Below are 18,071 nucleotides of genomic sequence, written 5' to 3'. Positions count from 1 at the left end.
ATGTTGACTATGTTGCCCAGAGCCTGGCGCGGAGAAGAACGCTTCTGGAAAGTCTGGTGGCTACTGGGTCTGCCCTTGCATCTCGCATGGTGGGCGCTCTATCTCTACCTTCTGTCGAGCGGCCTCGCTCCCGAAACGTTCCTGTTGCTCACCATCTGGTTCTGGCCCGGCACGCTCGCGTTATTCGCGGCGGGTTCGGTACTCTATCTGGCGTGGTGCGCGGTGGCGTGGCGTTGTTCCGGCAATGTCGATAACCGCTTCTGGACGATCCTCGCGCGCGTGCTGATCGGCGTGGGGCTGGGCTCGTTTCTGACCGAATGGCTGTTGATTCTCGGCGCGCCGCTCGCCTGAGTGCGACGCCTGGCGCGATGCTTCGCGGTTTCTTTTGACACGGAGTGCCTTTGCATGCCGCTTCGATCGATGTTCCGTTTCCTGAGCGCTTGCTGCGCCGCCGCCGCGTTGTGCGGCGCGCTGCCACCGGCGGCCAACGCGCAGACCGATCAGGATGTCGATGCCCGCATCGACACGCTCTTCGGCGCCCACGAGACATATCGCGCGTTCTTCGACAAGCTCAAGCAGGCCGTCGCGGCCGGCGACAAGAACGCGGTCGCGGGCATGATCCACTATCCGATCGCGGTGCATCGCAACAGCAATGGCGACAACGCCTTGCTGCGTAACAAGCGCGAGTTCGTGGCGGCCTACGCGGGTATCTTCACGCCAGAACTCGTCGATACCGTCGCGCATCAGCAATACGCCAAGCTCTTCGTGCGCGATCAAGGCGCGATGATCGGCGACGGCGAAATCTGGTTCAGCGGCGTGTGCCGTGACGACGCCTGCAAGGACTCGGACGTTCGGATCACGGCGTTCAATCTGGAGTGAGCGGACATGTTCACGGAGTTCGCGAAGACCGTGCTCGTGATCGTCGCGGGCCTTTTTCCGATCATCAATCCGCCCGCGGTCGCACTCGTCGTGCTGAGCATGCTGCCGCATCTGGCCGATGCCGAACGCAGCGAACTCGCGCGGCGCATCTGCATCAATAGCTTCGCCATCCTGGTCGTGTCGCTGCTGGTCGGTGCTTATGTGCTCAACTTCTTCGGCATCTCCATTCCGGTGCTGCGCGTGGCGGGCGGTATCGTCGTGGCCATGGCGGGGTGGGGATTGCTCCAGGCGCCCGACGACGACACAACGACCGAACCCGCGCCCACGCCGCGTAGCGGTGCTTCGCTGCGCGCCAAGGCGTTCTATCCGCTGACTTTGCCGATCACCGTCGGACCGGGTGCCATCGCTGTCGCCATCGCGCTCGGAACCGGGTCGCCGCGTGAAGGGTTGCAGCCGGTGCATCTGATCGGCGTGATCGTCGGTCTCGTGCTCGTGTGCGCGAGCATCTACTTGTGCGTGCGCTTTGCCGGGCATCTGGAACGGCTGCTCGGCACGGTCGGCACGCAGGTCGCCATGCGGCTTTTCGCGTTCGTCATCTTCTGCATCGGCGTGCAGATTCTCTGGCTCGGGCTCTCCGATCTCATCGCGTCGGTGCGGCTCAGTATCAAATGAATCGTAAACCCTAGGCGACGCGTCTTCGATGCGAGCGCTAGGATGCGGTTCGATTCTATGGTAGCGATACCATCGCACTGAAAGACCGGACGACGATCCGGCCGCACAAGGAGACACGGTTTGACCTCATCCCGCAAGACGCCCGAACAGTTGCGCAGCCACCGCTGGTACGGCGTGAACGACCTGCGCTCCTTCGGTCACCGTTCGCGCACGGCGCAGATGGGCTATCACTCGTCCGATTACATGGGCAAGCCGGTCATCGCCATTGTGAATACATGGAGCGAGATCAATTCGTGCCACACGCACTTCAAGCAGCGCGTCGAGGAAGTGAAGCGGGGCGTCTGGCAGGCGGGCGGCTTTCCCGTCGAAATGCCGGTGATGACGCTCGCCGAGCCGTTCCAGAAGCCGACGACCATGCTCTACCGCAATTTTCTCGCGATGGAAGTCGAGGAACTGCTGCGGTCATATCCGTTCGATGGGTGCGTGCTCATGGGCGGCTGCGACAAGACCACGCCTGGCCTGCTGATGGGCGCGATCAGCATGAATCTGCCTTCCATCTTCCTGCCCGCCGGCCCGATGCTGCGCGGCAACTGGAACGGCCGCACGCTCGGCAGCGGGTCGGACACGTGGAAGTACTGGGCCGAACTGCGCGCGGGCAAAATCACGGAAGACGAGTGGAAGGGCGTGGAGAGCGGCATTGCGCGCTCGCCGGGCCATTGCATGACGATGGGCACCGCCTCGACCATGACGAGCGCCGCCGAAGCGCTCGGCCTCACGCTGCCGGGCTTCGCTTCGATCCCCGCCGTGGATTCGCGGCACGCGCAGTTCGCATCGCTGACGGGGCAACGCATCGTCGAAATGGTGTGGACCGATCTCAAGCCGCTCGACATCCTCACGCCGAAGTCGTTCGACAACGCCATCACCACCGTGCTCGCGATGTCCGGCTCGACCAACGCCATCGTGCATCTCGTGGCCGTCGCGCGCCGCGCGGGCGTGCCGCTTACGACCGCGCGTTTCGATGAGTTGTCGCGCATCACGCCCGTCATCGCGAATCTGCGTCCGGCCGGCAAATATCTGATGGAGGACTTCTTCTATGCAGGCGGCCTGCGCGCGCTGCTCGCGGAACTCGGCGATCTAATCGATGGCTCGCAACTAACTGTCAATGCCGCGACCCTCGGCGAAAATATTCAGGGTGCCGAAATTTTCGACGATGACGTCATTCGCCGGCGAAGCAACCCGCTCGTGCCGAACGATGGCCTCGCCGTGCTAACCGGCAACCTTGCGCCCGATGGCGCCGTCATCAAGCCGGCTGCGATGGAAGCGCATCTGTTGCGGCATCGCGGCCCGGCGGTCGTGTTCAGGGATTACGCCGACATGGCCGCGCGCATCGACGATGAAGCACTCGACATCACCGCCGATTCCGTGATCGTACTGCAGCACGCAGGACCGGTCGGCGCGCCCGGCATGCCGGAGTGGGGCCAGTTGCCGATTCCGCAAAAGCTCCTCAAGCAAGGCGTGCGCGACATGGTACGCATCTCGGATGCGCGCATGAGCGGCACGAGCTACGGCGCGTGCGTGCTGCACGTGGCGCCGGAATCGTTCGTCGGCGGACCGCTTGCGCTGGTCGAGGATGGCGATGTCATCGAACTCGACGTGCACGCGCGCAAGCTTCATCTCGACGTAAGCGACGCGGAACTCGCCGCGCGCAAGGCGGCGTGGGTCAAGCCGAAACGCCCGTTCGAGCGCGGCTTTGGCGTGATGCATCAACTGCACGTCACCCAGGCGAACAAGGGTTGCGACTTCGACTTTCTCGAAGAACCCTTGGCCGATGACTCTGCTGAAATGAAATCGCACGACGATCCGGAAATTCACTGACACCATGACCATTCAAGACATCGACGTCGCCGACGAAACCATCGAGCAACTGCGCCACGTCAGCACCGCGACGCTCACCACGCAGCTTTTCAAGCGCGGCTTGCGCAACGTGTTTCTGCAAGGCGTCGCGCCGCTCGTCAAGCCCGCTAATGGTGCGCCGAACCTCGTCGGCCCCGCGTTCACGTTGCGCAATATTCCGGCGCGTGAGGATATCGATCACGTCGGCGTGTTTCAGGACCCCGATCATCCGCAGCGCAAGGCCGTCGAAACGGCACCGCCTGGCAGCGTGCTCGTGCAGGATTGCCGCGGCGACCGCACGGTGGCGTCGACGGGATCGATATTGACCACGCGTCTCAAGGTGCGCGGCGTCGCGGGCATGGTCTCGGACGGTTGCGTGCGCGACAGCGGCACGATCGGCGATATCGGCTTGCCGTTGTTCTGCGCGGGCGCGAGCGCGCCGCTCAATCTCGCGAAGCATCACGCGGTCGATATGAACGTGCCGATTGCATGCGGCGGCGTGGCGGTGTATCCGGGCGATATCGTCGTCGGCGACGTGGATGGCGTCGTCATCGTGCCGCGTCACATGGCGTCCGAGGTCGCAAGGGACGCGGCCGAGCAGGAGTTGCTGGAAGAGTTCATCGCGAAGCGCGTGGCGGACGGCGCGATCTTGCGCGGCATGTATCCGCCGAACGAAGAAACGCTCGCCGCCTACGCGCAATGGCGCAAGACACGCGGCTGATTTTTATTCTTCCGCGAACGCCTTCAGCAAATGATGCGCGATGGCAAACGGCTTCGGCGCGGACAAGCCTTGCGCGTGGGAGCCATCGAGCATCGACGCTACTTCCTCGCGTGAGAACCAGCGCGCATCTTCGAGCTCGTTGTAGTCGATCGTGATGTCGGTTTCGACCGCGCGTGCGAAGCAGCCGATCATCAGCGACGATGGAAACGGCCACGGTTGCGAAGCGTAGTAGCGCACGTCGGCCGAGCGGATGCCCGCTTCCTCCAGCACTTCCCGGTAAACCGCATGCTCGAACGTCTCGCCCGGCTCGACGAAGCCCGCAAGCGCCGAGTACATGCCGGGCGCGAACTGCTTTTGCCGCCCGAGCAGGCAGCGCTCGCCATCGGTGACGAGCATGATGACGACCGGATCGACGCGCGGAAAATGCTGTGCGTGGCAGTTCGGACAAAGGCGTCGCCAGCCCGCGCCGGCGGCATCCGTGGCGTGGCCGCAGTTCGCGCAGAAGCGGTGCCGCCGATGCCAGTCGAGCATCGAACGCGCTTCGCCGAGCGCACTGACGAGCGACGGTTCGACAAGACCTTGCATTGCGATGGGCCGCAACTCCACCGCTTCGACGGGCGACGCGTCGAGCGCATTCGCAATACTCTCGGCGCTGCCTTCGAGGGCGTGCGCGAAGAGCGCGCGGCCATCCGCTTCGCGACCGAGCAGCACGGTTTGCAGCGGCGCGCCGAATTTCGCGGCTTCGTCTGCATCGAACAAAGGATCGTGACCGTGCGCGCGCTTGAAGAGCGGCACATCGTTCACGAAGAGCAGAAAGCGCGTGGACGTCTGATCGCGCAGACCGGCGACGAAGCTGTCGTCGTCGCGCTTTTCGGAGACGCGGTCGAGCGGAGCAAGCGTGAAACCGATGGCGTGGGGCGGCGTGGGCATGGTGTTTTTATCGATGAGCGGGATGCGTGTCATCCGCGCGGACTGGGGATATTCGTTCAGTCGAACATCGTAGCGAAGTTGGCGGGTTCTTGCTGATGGGCAATTGCTTGACGGCAGGCTTACAGTTATCGCGCGGTTTTAGGATTTATCCCGTGGCGGCCGCCAAGCCCAGACTCCTAGAGTTCAGCTCCAACTCAACTAAAAGGGGAAGACTCATGGAGCCAAACATATCCGTGTCGATCGACGAGAAAGGGCAGCCCGTCATCACGCACGGCATGCCGCTTGCCGATTACTGCGTGCAGCGCGCGCAGACGTTGCGCGCGATGGTCCAGGTGGTATGCGGCGCGAAGCGGCCAGGAGAGGACGCGGGCGTCGTGTCCGCCGCGCTCATCAAGCCTTTGATGCAGTTGATCCGCACACAGGTCGACGAGCTCGAACCGCTTTTCAGGGCGCTCGATCAGCGCGCGTACGAGAAGGGTTTCGATGACGGCAAGGAAGTCGGATACCCCAGGCGCGCGCTGGTGGAACTGGACAAACAGAAGGTCTAGCAATGGCGCGGGGCACGCGCCCCGCGTTCAACTTGCGACTGTTTTGACGGACACGCGCACGTCGCGATACGACGGATTGATATCGAAGCTGCGCGCGGTGTTGCAGTACGCCGCGATACGGCGGGAAACAATGCCCGTTGCCCCTGACAACGCGCGCTGACAAACGCGCTCCATTTCGCGCAACTCGTCGCACTTGCTGACGATACCCGCCGCGCCCGCCTCTTGCATCGCGAAGAGCGTACTCGGCTCGGTTTCCTGCGTAAAAGCAACCACGGGTACATCGGGGAAACGCTCGCGCACCATGCGCAGCAGCGGAAACTCGCCGCCTGGCGCGCCTTCGAACGCACAATCCATCACGATGAGATCGCCGCCCGTCCTTTCGAGCTTCGTGAACAACTGCGCGGCGTTGCGCGCCGTTGCCGCCACCCGATAACGCCCGCGCGCCTCGAACCAACTTTGCAGGCCCAGCAGCACGACGGGCTGGTCGTCCGCTATCACGATATTTATCTTATAGATGGGCGTCATGCAGAGTTTCGCGGGTTTCGCTGGTGCTTCGGGTCTCGCACCTTAACAAAGGACGGCACGTCAGCGCTGCATCGCACAACAAAATTTTTTTAATTCCGCATGATCCGCTGTCGATTTTCAACGTGGCCGCGCGTCGTGCAGATAAAGGCCAAAGTCGCGACGGTTTTTTGCTTCTTTCGGCTTATTACAGGAGGTTTATCGATGAGTCTGATTCTGTACGCGCATCCGTTTTCCTCGTATTGTCAGAAGGTGCTGACCGCGCTGTACGAGAACGCGACGCCGTTCGAATGGCGCGCGCTTTCGCCGCAAACGCCCGAAGCGATGCAGGAACTGACGGAGTTGTGGCCGATAAAGCGCTTTCCCGTGCTCGTCGACAACGGCCGTTCCGTGATCGAGGCGAGCGTGATCATCGAGTATCTCGGGTTGTTTCATCCCGGCCCGGCGCGCTTGATTCCGGAAGATCCGCGCGCCGCGCTGGAAGTGCGCTTTCTCGACCGCTTCTTTGACAACTACGTGTCCACGCCGCAGCAGAAGATCGTGTTCGATTGCATGCGCGCGGATGGCGAGCACGACCCGCACGGTGTCGCGGATGCCCGCGCGATGCTCGACACGTCCTACGCCTGGCTCGACCGCCTGATGGCCACGCGCGAATGGGCGGCGGGCGATGCCTTCACTCTCGCCGATTGCGGCGCGGCGCCGTTTCTGTTTTACGCGGACTGGACGCATCGCATCGATGAGCGGTACGCGAACGTCGTCGCGTATCGAAAGCGTTTGCTCGCGCGGCCTTCGTTCGCGCGTGCGGTGGATGAAGCGCGGCCGTATCGCGCGTTCTTTCCGCCGGGCGCGCCGGATCGCGATTAAGCCTTCATGACAGGAGACGAAACATGAATACGCTCGTTCCCGCAGCAGAACTGGCCCAACGCGCCACCATGACTTTTCCGAACGAAAGCGCGGAGTATCGGCAGGCGCGTATTGCGTTGCTTGCCGAGGAAATCGAATTGAGGCGACATATCGAGCGGGTTGCGGAGATGCGGCGCGCGCTGCCGCCTGGCGGTATCGTCAAGGGCGATTATCACTTCGATGGCGAGCGCGGCGCGGTCGATATCGACGGGCTCTTCGGCGACAAGAACACGCTCGTCACGTATAGCTACATGTTCGGGCCGGAGCGCAAGCGGCCGTGCCCGATGTGTACGTCGCTGCTATCGGCGTGGGAAGGGGAGGCGGCGGACATTGGACAGCGCGTGGCGCTGGCGGTCATCGCGCGCTCGCCGCTCGAACGGCTGGTCGCGTTCAAGCAAGAGCGCGGCTGGCGCGATCTCGCCTTGTTCTCGGATACGAATGGCAATTTCAGCCGCGATTATCACGGCGTTTCGAAAGACGGCGGCGACGAACCGGCAATCAATGTCTTCACGCGGCGCGACGGCGTGATTCGCCATTTCTGGAGCGGCGAGATGGATTTCGCCACGGCCGATCCCGGCGAGGACCCGCGCGGCGCGCCCGATCCAATGCCGCTCTGGACCGTGCTCGACATGACGCCGGAAGGGCGCGGAACGGACTGGTATCCGAAGCTGGAGTATGGGGCGAAGAGTGAGTAAGGTGCTTAACCATCGCAATTGCAAGCACCTGCAAGTACGCGTCAGCGACACGCCGCACACGGTCAATGGCGCATGCAAACTACTTCGGCCCCTGCGTGCCGAGCGCATCGCCATGCGTCATGCCGGCCTGCCGGCTTCTGCCCACCCACGCCGCGAAGCGATCCTTGATGCGCAGGAACGGCACTTCGACCAGAAAGTAGCTCAAACTCGCGGCGACGAGCGCACCGATTACGCAGCCCGGAAAGCCGAATGCAACCGGCGAATGCGAATGCATGAATAGCTGCTGCCATAAGTAAAGGCTGAACGAGATCGTGCCGACATAAACGAACGGCGCGGTACGCAGCAAGCGCGAGAACCAAAAGCCCTTTTGCGATACCAACACGATGATGACGAAGCCGACCATCGCGGCTTCGAGCGTCGTGCCATAGGTGGCGCGCCATAAGCCGCCGAGTTTGTCCTGCACGGGAGGCACGACGAACATCAGAAGCGCGATCAGCACGCTGGGAATGACCGAGCCTAACGGCAGCGACGCGACCTTTTGCGCGAGACGGTCCTTATTCATCGCGACATAGCAGCCGATGAGAATTGGATCGATACCGGTATGCAGCATCATGCTGAGTTGCCCGCGAAGGCTCGGCGCCGCAAAATAAGTGGCTATTCTCACGAGTGGCACGAAGAAGATCAATCCGATGAGTACACGTTGATTGCCGCGCTTCAGGATGTAAAAGAGAAGCGGCGGCCAAAACCAGTAAAACTGCTCTTCGAGCGCGAGCGTCCAGAAGTGCCCGAGATACCAAGCGCCTTCGACGTGAGCCGCGTTCACGTTCGCAAGGCCCGCGACGCCGGCATAGTTCCAGAGATGCAATGCAGCCAAAGCAACTTGCCGATGATCGACATCGACGAGACCGGCAGCCGCTAGCATCGACACGATCATGAGATAGATATAGAACGCGGGCCAGATGCGCAGCGCGCGCTTTGCGTAAAAAGGCATGAGGCCAATAGTGCCGGTTGCTTGCCACTCGGCTTGCAGAATGCCTGTAATCAAAAAACCGCTCAGCACGAAGAACATCAGCACGCCGAGCCTGCCATCCGATATCAGGCGCAGCGGCGCATAGACGCCTTTGAAACCGCCATCGCTCATATGCTGCGCGTGTCCGATGACGACCATCATCACCGCAATACAGCGCAAGCCTGTCAGCTCTTGCACATGCTTCTTCATCGATATTCCTTAAGGAAGTCATGATCGGCGGCTAGTCGTTTAGTCGCACGCGCTCGAGCTCGATGGTCGGTCTAAAAAATTGGCAAGAAATAGCGCGGCTTGTTAGGAAATATTTCCGGTGCACGGTAGCGGCAGCTTTAGCGGCTTCAGCCCAAGGCTCAAGCACACAAGAAAAGTACAAAGGGATTTTTTTATTTTTATCCCTTCTATTCTTAAGCTGCCACCTATCTACCAGACAAGATCGTGCAAAGATGAACAAGAAAATTCGCGGCTTCGACGGCCTGCGCGGCATCGCCGTGTTCCTGGTGTTTCTTCATCACAAGGCAATGGCCGAAGGAACCGGCTTGGGCCATCTGGGCGTATGGATATTTTTTGCGCTAAGCGGATTTTTGATCACCGACATATTGACGACACAGCGACGGTATATCGATGCAGGCACGAGTACGTTCGGCGCGGAGTTGAAACGCTTTCTGTATCGGCGGACGTTGCGCATTTTCCCGATCTACTATCTGCTGCTCGCCACGCTCGCGGTGCTGATGACCATGGGTTTCGCCGGCCCCGAGTTGGCGGGCGGCATGCCGTATCACTTCGTCTATTTGTCGAACTTCTGGATTGCGGATGTGCTGCACGCGTGGCCGGGCCGTTATTCACACTTATGGAGCCTCTCGATCGAGGAGCAGTTTTATATCGTCTTCGCGCCGCTGTTGCTTGGCCTTCGGGCAGATTGGCACGGGCGCATATGCTGGCTGGTGCTTGCGCTTGGCGTGGGCTCGCTCTTTACCATGAAGGCGCTGCACGACTCACCGATTGCGATTTACACGCATCCGCTAACCAATTTTTGGTTGCTTGCGCTTGGCGGTATAGGCGCCGCGTTCGTCAAGCGCAGTCGCTTGCGCGCGCCGCTTTACGCGGTCGTCATTCTCTCTACCGTGATCGCGCTCTTGTGTTTTCAGGAACCCGAGTGGGAGCGCTTGGCCAATCCCTATTCATACACCGCGCTGTATGTTCTCTATGGCGCATGTATCGCAATGCTCGTTTGCGCGATAGCATGTAGCGCAAGCGGTCCGCTCTTACGTGTGCTTGAGTGGGCGCCATTGGCGGCGCTAGGAAAGATTAGCTATGGATTTTATCTTTACCACGGCTTCATTCCCGACTTCTACAAGAGCGCGAGCGTCAAGGCGCTGTTTGGCGCGTCGGGTGTTCCATGGTGGGCGCGTGTTCTTTGCGTACTTGCGTCGTTTGCGCTGACGTGGATTTTGGCGCGGCTTTCGTGGCGTTTTATCGAAGCACCGATTTTACGGCTCAAGAATCGGCGCTTTACGCGGTTGTCAGTGCAAGGTCCGGCCAATGCCGAATTAAGCGGCGGCGAAGCACGCTGAAGCACTTGAGCACCAAGGTTTTTTAGCGCTTCACAAAGATTATTTTTTGCGCTAAAGAATGCCGTCCTGCCGCGCTAGCCCATGCTTTAGGCCTTAGCGAAAAAACTGCTAAGTCTCGCTCAAAAAGTCTTGTGTTGTCATATTCGGACAAACCATAGTAATGGTATGCTTCGTGCACATATTCTTCATACACGAGCTGGACTACGCGTCGTGCGCCGGTTTGGTTAAATTGCTGCACCAAGAGCGAAAACCGAATCGGACGAATGCACCATTTTGTTGTTCGAGCAAACGTTTGCGAGTACCTCGAGATCCTTCGTTCGCGTGCTGACAAAGCCGGGGTTTGTGCTTCGTCGTCAGTGCTTGACCAGTACGCAGACCGATATCCGCAGCGCAGTCGACTGCATGGAGCAAAGCAATGTTTTTTAGCGAACTCAGCAATGAAGAGTGGGTATTGGTCTCCCAAATCATAGGAGAGAGCGAAGTCCGCGAGCATAGGCGCGGGCGTCCCAAAGCTCATCCACGCACAGTAGTCAATGCCGTGTTGTGGATTCTCACCACAGGCGAAACCTGGTCCAGATTGCCAAGCCATTACCCAACGGTTCCAACCTGCCGGCGCCGTTTCGTCGAATGGCAACTGAACGGCATTCTCATCGAGATCGTCAAGGTACTGGCGAACGCGGGCCGTTCTTTCGCCTATGTACCGCGTCAGCCGGTCACCGAAGCGGCGCCGCGTCCTGCGCCCGTGGCGTACGAATGTGACCGTCTGCGCGGTGTGTTTTGGCAGAACCCGGAGTCGTGGCAAACGCCGGGCGCCTTGCCGTTCAACAGTCTCGCGAGCACGCCACGGCGTCTGCCGGAAGCGCGCGACGTGGCGCAAGCCAATGCGTCCGTGCTGACGGTCAGGCGCATGCGCGCATCGCGTCCCGCGCGGCCGTACGAGGCGCCGTTGCCCTTCGAACCGGCATGTCCGCCTGTCGTCGATGCGCGCGGCTACAACATCTATCCCATCGCGCGGCCGGTGTCCGGCAACATGTTTCGCGGCTGGGCGGAAATCGTGAAAGACGGGCGGCGTATCGAGCGTTCCGGTTTGATCGGGCCGCGCTTCGCTTCGTCGGATGAAGCGCGCACGTATGCGCTCGAATGGGCGCGGCGCTGGATCGCGGCCGAAGCCACGCGCGGCGATACACCCGATGAAGCGGACATGGAGTCCGCTCAAGTCATGCAGCCCGAAGAGCGACCGGTCGAGCGCATGACGCTCGAGATGCGCGACTAAAAATGCGAACGCGCGGACCAGCTTCTCAAGGCTGGCCCGCGCGCTCTTGCTTAAAGCTTAATTTCTGCCGTACGTATCTTCGAATCGCACGATGTCGTCTTCGCCGAGATAAGTCCCCGACTGCACCTCGATGATTTCAAGCGGCATCTTCCCCGGATTTTCCAGCCTGTGTTGAATACCGATAGGGATATACGTCGACTCGTTCTCGGCCAGAATGAACGTTTCCGTTCCCCGTGTGACGAGCGCCGTTCCCCGCACCACGACCCAATGCTCCGCGCGATGATGATGCATCTGCAATGAGAGGCGCGCGCCCGGTTTGACGACAATGCGCTTGACCTGGAAGCGGTCGCCCTGATCGACCGAATCGTAATGTCCCCACGGCCGGTGCACCTTGCGATGATCCGCAGCCTCCGTGCCGCGCTCGGACTTGATGCGCCCGACGATTGCCTTAACGTCTTGCGCGCAAGATTTATCGGCAACGAGGATTGCATCGGCTGTTTCGACCACCACGAGATTTTGCGTACCCACGCACGCAATCAGCCGCCCTTCGGAATGCGCATAAGTCGATGAAGCGCCCTGGAACATCACGCGTCCGCGCGCGACATTCGAGGAATCGTCCTTAGGCAATATGTTCCAGATCGCATCCCATGAGCCGACATCGGACCAGCCTGCGTCGAGCGGCACGACAGCACCCGTGAAGGCCTCCGTGGCGCGTTCACCCGCAAGTTGCTCCATCACCGCATAGTCGATCGAATCCGACGGCGACGCCGCGAACGAATCGCGATCCAGCCGGAAGAACTCGCCATCGTCGCTGCCTTTATCGAATGCCGCGACGCACGCTGCATGAATAGCCGGCTGATAGTGTTCGATAGCTGCAACCCAAGTCGATGCGCGCACGATGAAAATGCCGGCATTCCAGCCATATTCGCCCGATTCTAGATACTGACGCGCGAGTTCGAGATGCGGCTTTTCGACGAAGCGCTCCAGCTTCCACGCGCCGCACGGCAGAGCTTCACCGCTCTTGATGTAGCCGTAGCCCGTTTCCGCATGCGAAGGCACGACACTCAAGGTGACGATCGCCCCTTGCTCCGCGCATTGCGCGCCGGTCGCAATCGCTCGATGAAACTCGTCCTGATTTGCAACCACATGATCGGCGGGCATGACGACGAGCACTGCATCTTCGCCTGCGCGTAACGCGTGAATGGCCGCTGCAGTCAGCGCGGGCGCCGTGTTGCGCGGCACGGGTTCGAGCACGAGCCGCGCGCGCCGGCCTTGGCCGCGCAGTTGTTCAGCCGTCGTGAAGCGATGCTCCTCATTGCACACGATGATGGCATCCGCCACGCGCAACGTCTTCTCCGCGGACACCGAGCCAAGACCATCGAGCCGATTGGCAGTGGCCTGCAGCAACGACTGCTCGCCAATGAGACCGATGAGCTGCTTGGGAAAATGTTCGCGCGACATTGGCCAAAGACGCGTGCCCGAACCACCTGCAAGGATCACGGGTTGAATGGCTAGGCGCGTGTCTGCGGCGACCGTGGCGAGCACGGTATCTGAAGCGTTCATGAAAAGCCTCCTGGCGTTGATCGCCTAATTCGGTAAGGCAATTTTTAGCACGCAGCAAAAGAGACGTTAAAACAAAAAAATCATGACGCGGCGCTGCATTTATTCATTGAAAGCAACCGCGACTGTCATGCGTTCGAGTGCCCGAATATTTTTCGCTAAGCGAGCCGATGCCTGCAAAGCCCCGTCCAGCAAGGGGGTCTTGAGCAAATAATTCTAAAAAAATCAGGCTGAACACGCAGACATATTTTCGCGGTTGCGGCGCCTTAATTATTCCGATTCCATATGCCTGAACAGCGGATGGACAAGAGCACTCAAGCAATTTGCTGGCGACTCCATCCGCGACAAGACGAATATGCGGGCGATCTTTCTTCCAGGGGTAAAGCGATGCTGAGCGTGCTATCGAGAGTCGTCGACATTGCCATGGCGGTGCTGGGCGCAGCGCTCGGCGCGTCGCTCTATGCGGGCGCTTTCGTATGGGTCGACGACGTGGAAGGCACCATGCTCGCGTTTTCATGCGTGCTGATGGTGATGACGTTTCCGTCTCTCGGCATCTATCAATCATGGCGCGGCAAGCCGTTCTATGACCTGCTGCTGCGCGTGATCGCGGCGTGGATTCTGGTCGAAAGCGCGGGCGTGCTGCTCACCTTCAGCATTCATCGCGCGGAGTCGCTGTCGCGCTTGTGGCTGATTTACTGGGCTGCGTCGACCATTGGTTTGTTGATCGTCACCAAGACTGTGATTTATACCGCGCTCAGATTTATCCGCCGCGAAGGCTTCAATCAGAAGACGGTGGCTATCGTCGGCTCGGCGCCTTATGCAAAGTTCCTGATTGGCCAGATGCGCAATCGTCCCGAAGCGGGCTTTAGCCCCGTGCTCGTCTTCGACTTGCAACTCGACGCAAACGATTCACCCATGCAAGGCGATGCCTTCAAGGGCGTGCCTATCGAACGCGATCTCGCGGAATTGACCAAGCGTGTGCGCGGCCGTGCGATTCGCGAACTATGGCTTGCCTTGCCGATTTCCGAAGAGCAGACCATTCACCGCCTCGTGAACGAGTTTCGCGACGACTTCGTGAACGTGCGCTTCATTCCGGATGTCCGCAGCCTCTCGTTCTTCAGCAACGCGGTGGTGGATTTGCTCGGCGTGCCCGCGATCAACCTGGCGGCATCGCCGATCACGGATGTGAAAGTGCTTCCCAAGCTCGTCTTCGATCGCGTCTTCGCCGCTCTGGTGCTGCTTGGCATGGCGCCGTTGCTCGCGGTGATCGCGTTGATGGTGAAGCTCTCGTCGCCTGGACCGGTGTTTTTTAAGCAAAAGCGCAAGGGGATCGACGGATACGAGTTCGAGATCTACAAGTTTCGTTCGATGAAGGTACACACCGAAGCGAGCGGGCAAATAACGCAAGCGCGTCGCGGCGACAAGCGCGTGACGAAGGTCGGGGCGTTCCTGCGGCGCACGAGTCTGGATGAGCTTCCGCAGTTCATCAACGTGCTGCGCGGCGAGATGTCGGTGGTTGGGCCGCGGCCGCACGCGCTCGAACACGACGATATCTACAAGGACCTCGTCAAAGGCTACATGCATCGCTACCGCATCAAGCCGGGCATCACGGGGTGGGCGCAAGTGAACGGCTATCGCGGCGAGACGGATCGCATCGAAAAGATGTCGGGACGCGTGAAGCTGGATCTCTATTACATGCAGCACTGGACCTTCGGACTCGACATGAAGATCGTCGCGCTGACGCTGTGGAAGGGCTTTGCAGGCGCAAACGCGTATTGATCGGCGGACAAAGTAGTTAGCGATGCAACGATATTTTCACTACCTGGAGCAGGACCATGAAACTGACGATCATCGGCAGCGGCTACGTGGGGCTCGTAACCGGCGCATGCCTCGCGGACATCGGCAATGAAGTACTGTGTCTCGACGTCGATCGACGCAAGATCGCCATTCTCAACAGCGGCGGAATTCCGATCCACGAGCCGGGACTCAAGGAAGTGATCGATCGCAATCGCGAAGCCGGGCGGCTCTCGTTTTCGTCAAATGTGCAGCAGGCGGTCGAACATGGCGAGATGCTGTTTATCGCGGTGGGTACGCCATCCGACGAAGACGGCTCCGCCGATTTGCAATACGTGCTCGGCGCCGCGCGCGATATCGGCCGCTATATGAATGGCTTCAAGGTCGTCGTCGATAAGTCCACCGTTCCGGTTGGCACCGCTCGACGCGTGAAGGCTGCGATAGAAACCGAGTTGGCCGGACGCGGCGTCGATCACATGTTCTCGGTGGTCTCGAACCCCGAGTTCCTCAAGGAAGGCGCGGCGATAGAAGACTTCACGCGGCCCGACCGCATCGTGATTGGTTGCGACGACGACGTGCCCGGCGAGCGCGCCCGCGATCGCATGAAGCGCCTCTATGCGCCATTCAACCGCAATCACGAACGCACGCTCTACATGGACGTGCAGTCGGCGGAATTCACGAAGTATGCGGCCAACGCAATGCTCGCCACGCGCATCTCTTTCATGAACGAGCTCGCGAATTTCGCGGACCGTGTGGGCGCCGATATCGAAGCGGTGCGGCGCGGCATCGGTTCGGACCCGCGTATCGGTTACGACTTTCTCTATGCGGGCTGCGGCTATGGCGGTTCGTGCTTTCCGAAGGACGTGCGTTCGCTGATCCAGACCGCGACGGAATTCGGCCATGAAATGAGCATTCTCAAGGCGGTCTCGAACGTCAATGAGGCGCAGAAAGATACGCTCACGCGCAAGATCGTCGAACGTTTCGGCGACGATCTCACGGGACGCACCATCGCGCTTTGGGGACTTGCGTTCAAGCCCAATACCGACGACATGCGCGATGCGCCGAGCCGCGTGCTGGCCGCTACATTGCTCGAACGCGGCGCATCCATCGTGGCTTACGATCCCGTCGCCGTGGATGAGGCGCGCCGCGTCTTTGCCATCGACCTGCACGACAAGCCCGATGCGCTCGGACGTCTCACGTATGCGAACAATCACAAGCAAGCGCTCGACGGCGCGGATGCACTCGTGATCGTCACCGAATGGAAAGTCTTCAAGAGCCCCGATTTCGACGCGATCAAGCGGCGTCTCAAGACACCCGTGATCTTCGATGGCCGCAATCTTTACGAGCCGGAAACCCTCCAGGAAATGGGTATCGAGTATCACGCGATCGGGCGCGGCGTGCGCCACGTCGAACGTGACGTGACGGCGAGCGTGGCCTAGAGCGCGCGCATGTTCGGAAGCGTATTGATCGTCTGTCACGCCAACATCTGCAGAAGCCCCGCCGCCGAAGCGCTCTTTCGTGCGCATCTCGCGCGGCGCGGTGGCCGTCCGATCGAGTTTCGTTCGGCGGGTCTCTATGCGCATGAAGGCGACGACATCGACCCGACCATGCAGCGTCTGCTCGCCGAACTGGGGCTGGATTCGTCGGGGCATCGCTCGCGCCGCTTCAATCGTCAAATGGCGCGCGAAGCCGAATTGATCCTCGTGCCCGAGCGCAAACAGATCGATGCAATTTCACGACTCGCGCCCACGACGCGCGGCAAGGTGCATCTCTTAGGCAAGTGGGAAGACTCGGAGGTGACAGACCCGTATGGCGGCCATGAAGCCGCTTATCGGGAGAGTGTCGGACTCATCGAACGTCTGGTCCTTGGATGGCTAAACAAAATATGCTGATTTCGCGCTTGTCTAAGTACTCGATTTTGCTGACGACCTTTTTGTCGGCCTTGATTGCCGGATGTGCCGCCACACCGGGAAACTTCCTGAACACATCGCGTCTGCAGGACAACGACCCCACGCCGACCGCGACCTATCCCGTGCGTCTGATCACGGCGCAAGTCGTCGCAGAGGAAATGGCCGCGCCTGAAGTCGCGCAACCCTTGCCGCCCGCGCGCTTCGCCGACGAATCGCAATACGTTTATCGCGTGGCGCCGCAGGACATTCTAGGCGTAACGCTCTGGGATCACCCCGAACTGACGACGCCGCAAGGCAGCACCCTGTCGATGGGCGGCAACACCACGCAAACCGTCGCGGGCGCGCTGGCGCAGCCTTATACGCAGGCTTTGCCGGGACAGGCCGACCCATACGGTCAGACGGTCTCCGCGGACGGCTACATCTTCTTTCCGTTCATCGGCAAGACGCGTGTGGCGGGCAAGACCGTCGGCGAGATTCGCGACGAACTTGCGGCCAAGCTCTCGCCGTATATCAAGAACCCGCAGCTCGATGTGCGCGTGCTGGCCTATCGCAGTCAAAAGATCGCGGTGACGGGCGAAGTGAAGACGCCGGGTCCGCTCGCCGTGAGCGATGTACCGCTCACGCTCGTCGATGCCATCACGCGTTCTGGCGGCACGACGACAGAAGCCGACCTGCAGCGCGTGCGCCTCACGCGCGGCGGCAAGCTCTATGTACTCGATGCAAACGGCATGCTCGATCGCGGCGATGTCTCGCAGAACGTCATGCTGCAATCGGGCGACATCCTCAACATCCCGGACCGCTACGACAGCCGCATCTTCGTGATGGGTGAAGTGAAGACGCCGATGCCGGTGAACATGGTGCGCGGCCGTGCATCGATTGCGGATGCGCTCACGCAAGCGGGCGGCGTGCTCGATACCGACGCCAACGTGCGCCAGATTTATGTCGTGCGCGGCGTGCGTGCGAATCCTTCGCAGCCGGACATCTATCGCCTGGACATGTCGCAACCGGATTCGCTCTTGCTGTCGACGCAGTTTCAGCTTCGTCCGCAAGACGTGGTCTATGTGGGAACGGCTGGCGCGGTGCAGTTCAATCGCCTGATCAATCAGGTGCTGCCGACGCTGCAGACGATCTTCTACCTGAAGCAACTGACGCGCTGAGCGTTTCAACCATTAC

At 60.6% G+C, this 18,071-nt stretch carries 18 protein-coding genes; 14 read left to right on the top strand and 4 right to left on the bottom strand.

The window, feature by feature from the left end; genetic code table 11:
• Positions 1-9 precede the first annotated feature (9 nt).
• The 5 genes from NCR98_RS28145 to NCR98_RS28125 all read left to right on the top strand — a co-directional run bounded on the left by NCR98_RS28145 (position 10) and on the right by NCR98_RS28125 (position 4,165).
• Positions 10-351 (top strand): hypothetical protein, encoded by a 342-nt coding sequence (locus NCR98_RS28145; RefSeq protein ID WP_244829961.1) that lies wholly within the window; start codon positions 10-12, stop codon positions 349-351.
• 54 nt (positions 352-405) lie between these two features.
• On the top strand, positions 406-879 hold the full coding sequence (locus NCR98_RS28140) for a hypothetical protein (protein ID WP_250494231.1): 474 nt from the start codon (positions 406-408) through the stop codon (positions 877-879).
• A gap of 6 nt (positions 880-885) precedes the next feature.
• Complete coding sequence (locus NCR98_RS28135; RefSeq protein WP_244829963.1) at positions 886-1,551, top strand: MarC family protein; 666 nt, start codon at positions 886-888, stop codon at positions 1,549-1,551.
• A gap of 120 nt (positions 1,552-1,671) precedes the next feature.
• Positions 1,672-3,426 (top strand): L-arabinonate dehydratase, encoded by a 1,755-nt coding sequence (araD, locus tag NCR98_RS28130; protein ID WP_250527995.1) that lies wholly within the window; start codon positions 1,672-1,674, stop codon positions 3,424-3,426.
• Positions 3,427-3,430: 4 nt separating this feature from the next.
• Positions 3,431-4,165, top strand: a complete 735-nt coding sequence (locus NCR98_RS28125; RefSeq protein WP_250527994.1) for a ribonuclease activity regulator RraA — start codon at positions 3,431-3,433, stop codon at positions 4,163-4,165.
• Positions 4,166-4,168: 3 nt separating this feature from the next.
• Here the strand turns inward: NCR98_RS28125 and nudC are convergent, their stop codons facing one another.
• Complete coding sequence (gene nudC, locus NCR98_RS28120) at positions 4,169-5,095, bottom strand: NAD(+) diphosphatase (RefSeq protein WP_250510798.1); 927 nt, start codon at positions 5,093-5,095, stop codon at positions 4,169-4,171.
• Between the two features lie 215 nt (positions 5,096-5,310).
• Between nudC and NCR98_RS28115 the strand changes: the two genes are divergently transcribed.
• Positions 5,311-5,643, top strand: coding sequence for a hypothetical protein (locus NCR98_RS28115; RefSeq protein ID WP_244829967.1), 333 nt, complete (start codon positions 5,311-5,313; stop codon positions 5,641-5,643).
• Between the two features lie 27 nt (positions 5,644-5,670).
• Here the strand turns inward: NCR98_RS28115 and NCR98_RS28110 are convergent, their stop codons facing one another.
• Positions 5,671-6,168: a response regulator gene (locus NCR98_RS28110; RefSeq protein WP_250468672.1), complete on the bottom strand. Its 498-nt coding sequence runs from the start codon at positions 6,166-6,168 to the stop codon at positions 5,671-5,673.
• A 201-nt stretch (positions 6,169-6,369) separates the two neighbouring features.
• On the opposite strand from NCR98_RS28110, the gene NCR98_RS28105 reads away from it, so the two are divergent.
• Together NCR98_RS28105 and NCR98_RS28100 are read left to right on the top strand one after the other, a co-directional pair.
• The gene (locus NCR98_RS28105) at positions 6,370-7,029 is read left to right on the top strand and encodes a glutathione S-transferase family protein (RefSeq protein WP_250527993.1); all 660 of its coding nucleotides are present in this window, start codon (positions 6,370-6,372) and stop codon (positions 7,027-7,029) included.
• 23 nt (positions 7,030-7,052) lie between these two features.
• Positions 7,053-7,763, top strand: coding sequence for a DUF899 family protein (locus tag NCR98_RS28100; RefSeq protein ID WP_250494226.1), 711 nt, complete (start codon positions 7,053-7,055; stop codon positions 7,761-7,763).
• 79 nt (positions 7,764-7,842) lie between these two features.
• On the opposite strand, the gene NCR98_RS28095 is transcribed toward NCR98_RS28100, so the two are convergent.
• Complete coding sequence (locus tag NCR98_RS28095) at positions 7,843-8,982, bottom strand: acyltransferase family protein (protein ID WP_250527992.1); 1,140 nt, start codon at positions 8,980-8,982, stop codon at positions 7,843-7,845.
• Between the two features lie 62 nt (positions 8,983-9,044).
• Between NCR98_RS28095 and NCR98_RS28090 the strand changes: the two genes are divergently transcribed.
• Both NCR98_RS28090 and NCR98_RS28085 read left to right on the top strand, forming a co-directional pair.
• Entirely contained in the window at positions 9,045-10,361 is a 1,317-nt protein-coding gene (locus tag NCR98_RS28090) for an acyltransferase family protein (protein WP_250527991.1), read from the top strand.
• A gap of 415 nt (positions 10,362-10,776) precedes the next feature.
• A complete protein-coding gene (locus tag NCR98_RS28085; protein WP_250527990.1) occupies positions 10,777-11,634 on the top strand; it encodes a DUF6566 family protein in 858 nt (285 codons plus the stop codon).
• A gap of 57 nt (positions 11,635-11,691) precedes the next feature.
• Here NCR98_RS28085 and NCR98_RS28080 read toward each other — a convergent pair whose 3' ends face one another.
• Positions 11,692-13,197, bottom strand: coding sequence for a mannose-1-phosphate guanylyltransferase/mannose-6-phosphate isomerase (locus NCR98_RS28080; protein WP_244829974.1), 1,506 nt, complete (start codon positions 13,195-13,197; stop codon positions 11,692-11,694).
• Between the two features lie 384 nt (positions 13,198-13,581).
• Between NCR98_RS28080 and NCR98_RS28075 the strand changes: the two genes are divergently transcribed.
• Genes NCR98_RS28075 through NCR98_RS28060 form a run of 4 tightly spaced genes read left to right on the top strand, consistent with a single transcriptional unit; the run spans position 13,582 to position 18,055 of the window.
• Positions 13,582-14,973 (top strand): undecaprenyl-phosphate glucose phosphotransferase, encoded by a 1,392-nt coding sequence (locus NCR98_RS28075; protein WP_244829975.1) that lies wholly within the window; start codon positions 13,582-13,584, stop codon positions 14,971-14,973.
• Between the two features lie 56 nt (positions 14,974-15,029).
• On the top strand, positions 15,030-16,427 hold the full coding sequence (locus tag NCR98_RS28070) for a UDP-glucose dehydrogenase family protein (protein ID WP_250527989.1): 1,398 nt from the start codon (positions 15,030-15,032) through the stop codon (positions 16,425-16,427).
• 9 nt (positions 16,428-16,436) lie between these two features.
• The gene (locus NCR98_RS28065; protein WP_250468652.1) at positions 16,437-16,880 is read left to right on the top strand and encodes a low molecular weight protein-tyrosine-phosphatase; all 444 of its coding nucleotides are present in this window, start codon (positions 16,437-16,439) and stop codon (positions 16,878-16,880) included.
• Entirely contained in the window at positions 16,859-18,055 is a 1,197-nt protein-coding gene (locus tag NCR98_RS28060) for a polysaccharide biosynthesis/export family protein (RefSeq protein WP_502799817.1), read from the top strand. The genes NCR98_RS28065 and NCR98_RS28060 overlap by 22 nt, the downstream gene beginning before the upstream one ends.
• Positions 18,056-18,071 lie beyond the last annotated feature (16 nt).

The sequence above is a fragment of the Caballeronia sp. GAWG2-1 genome (assembly GCF_023631405.1).
Taxonomy (GTDB): Bacteria; Pseudomonadota; Gammaproteobacteria; order Burkholderiales; family Burkholderiaceae; genus Caballeronia.
The sequence above is the reverse complement of the archived record's forward strand: the minus strand, read 5'-3'. Positions and strand labels throughout refer to the sequence as shown.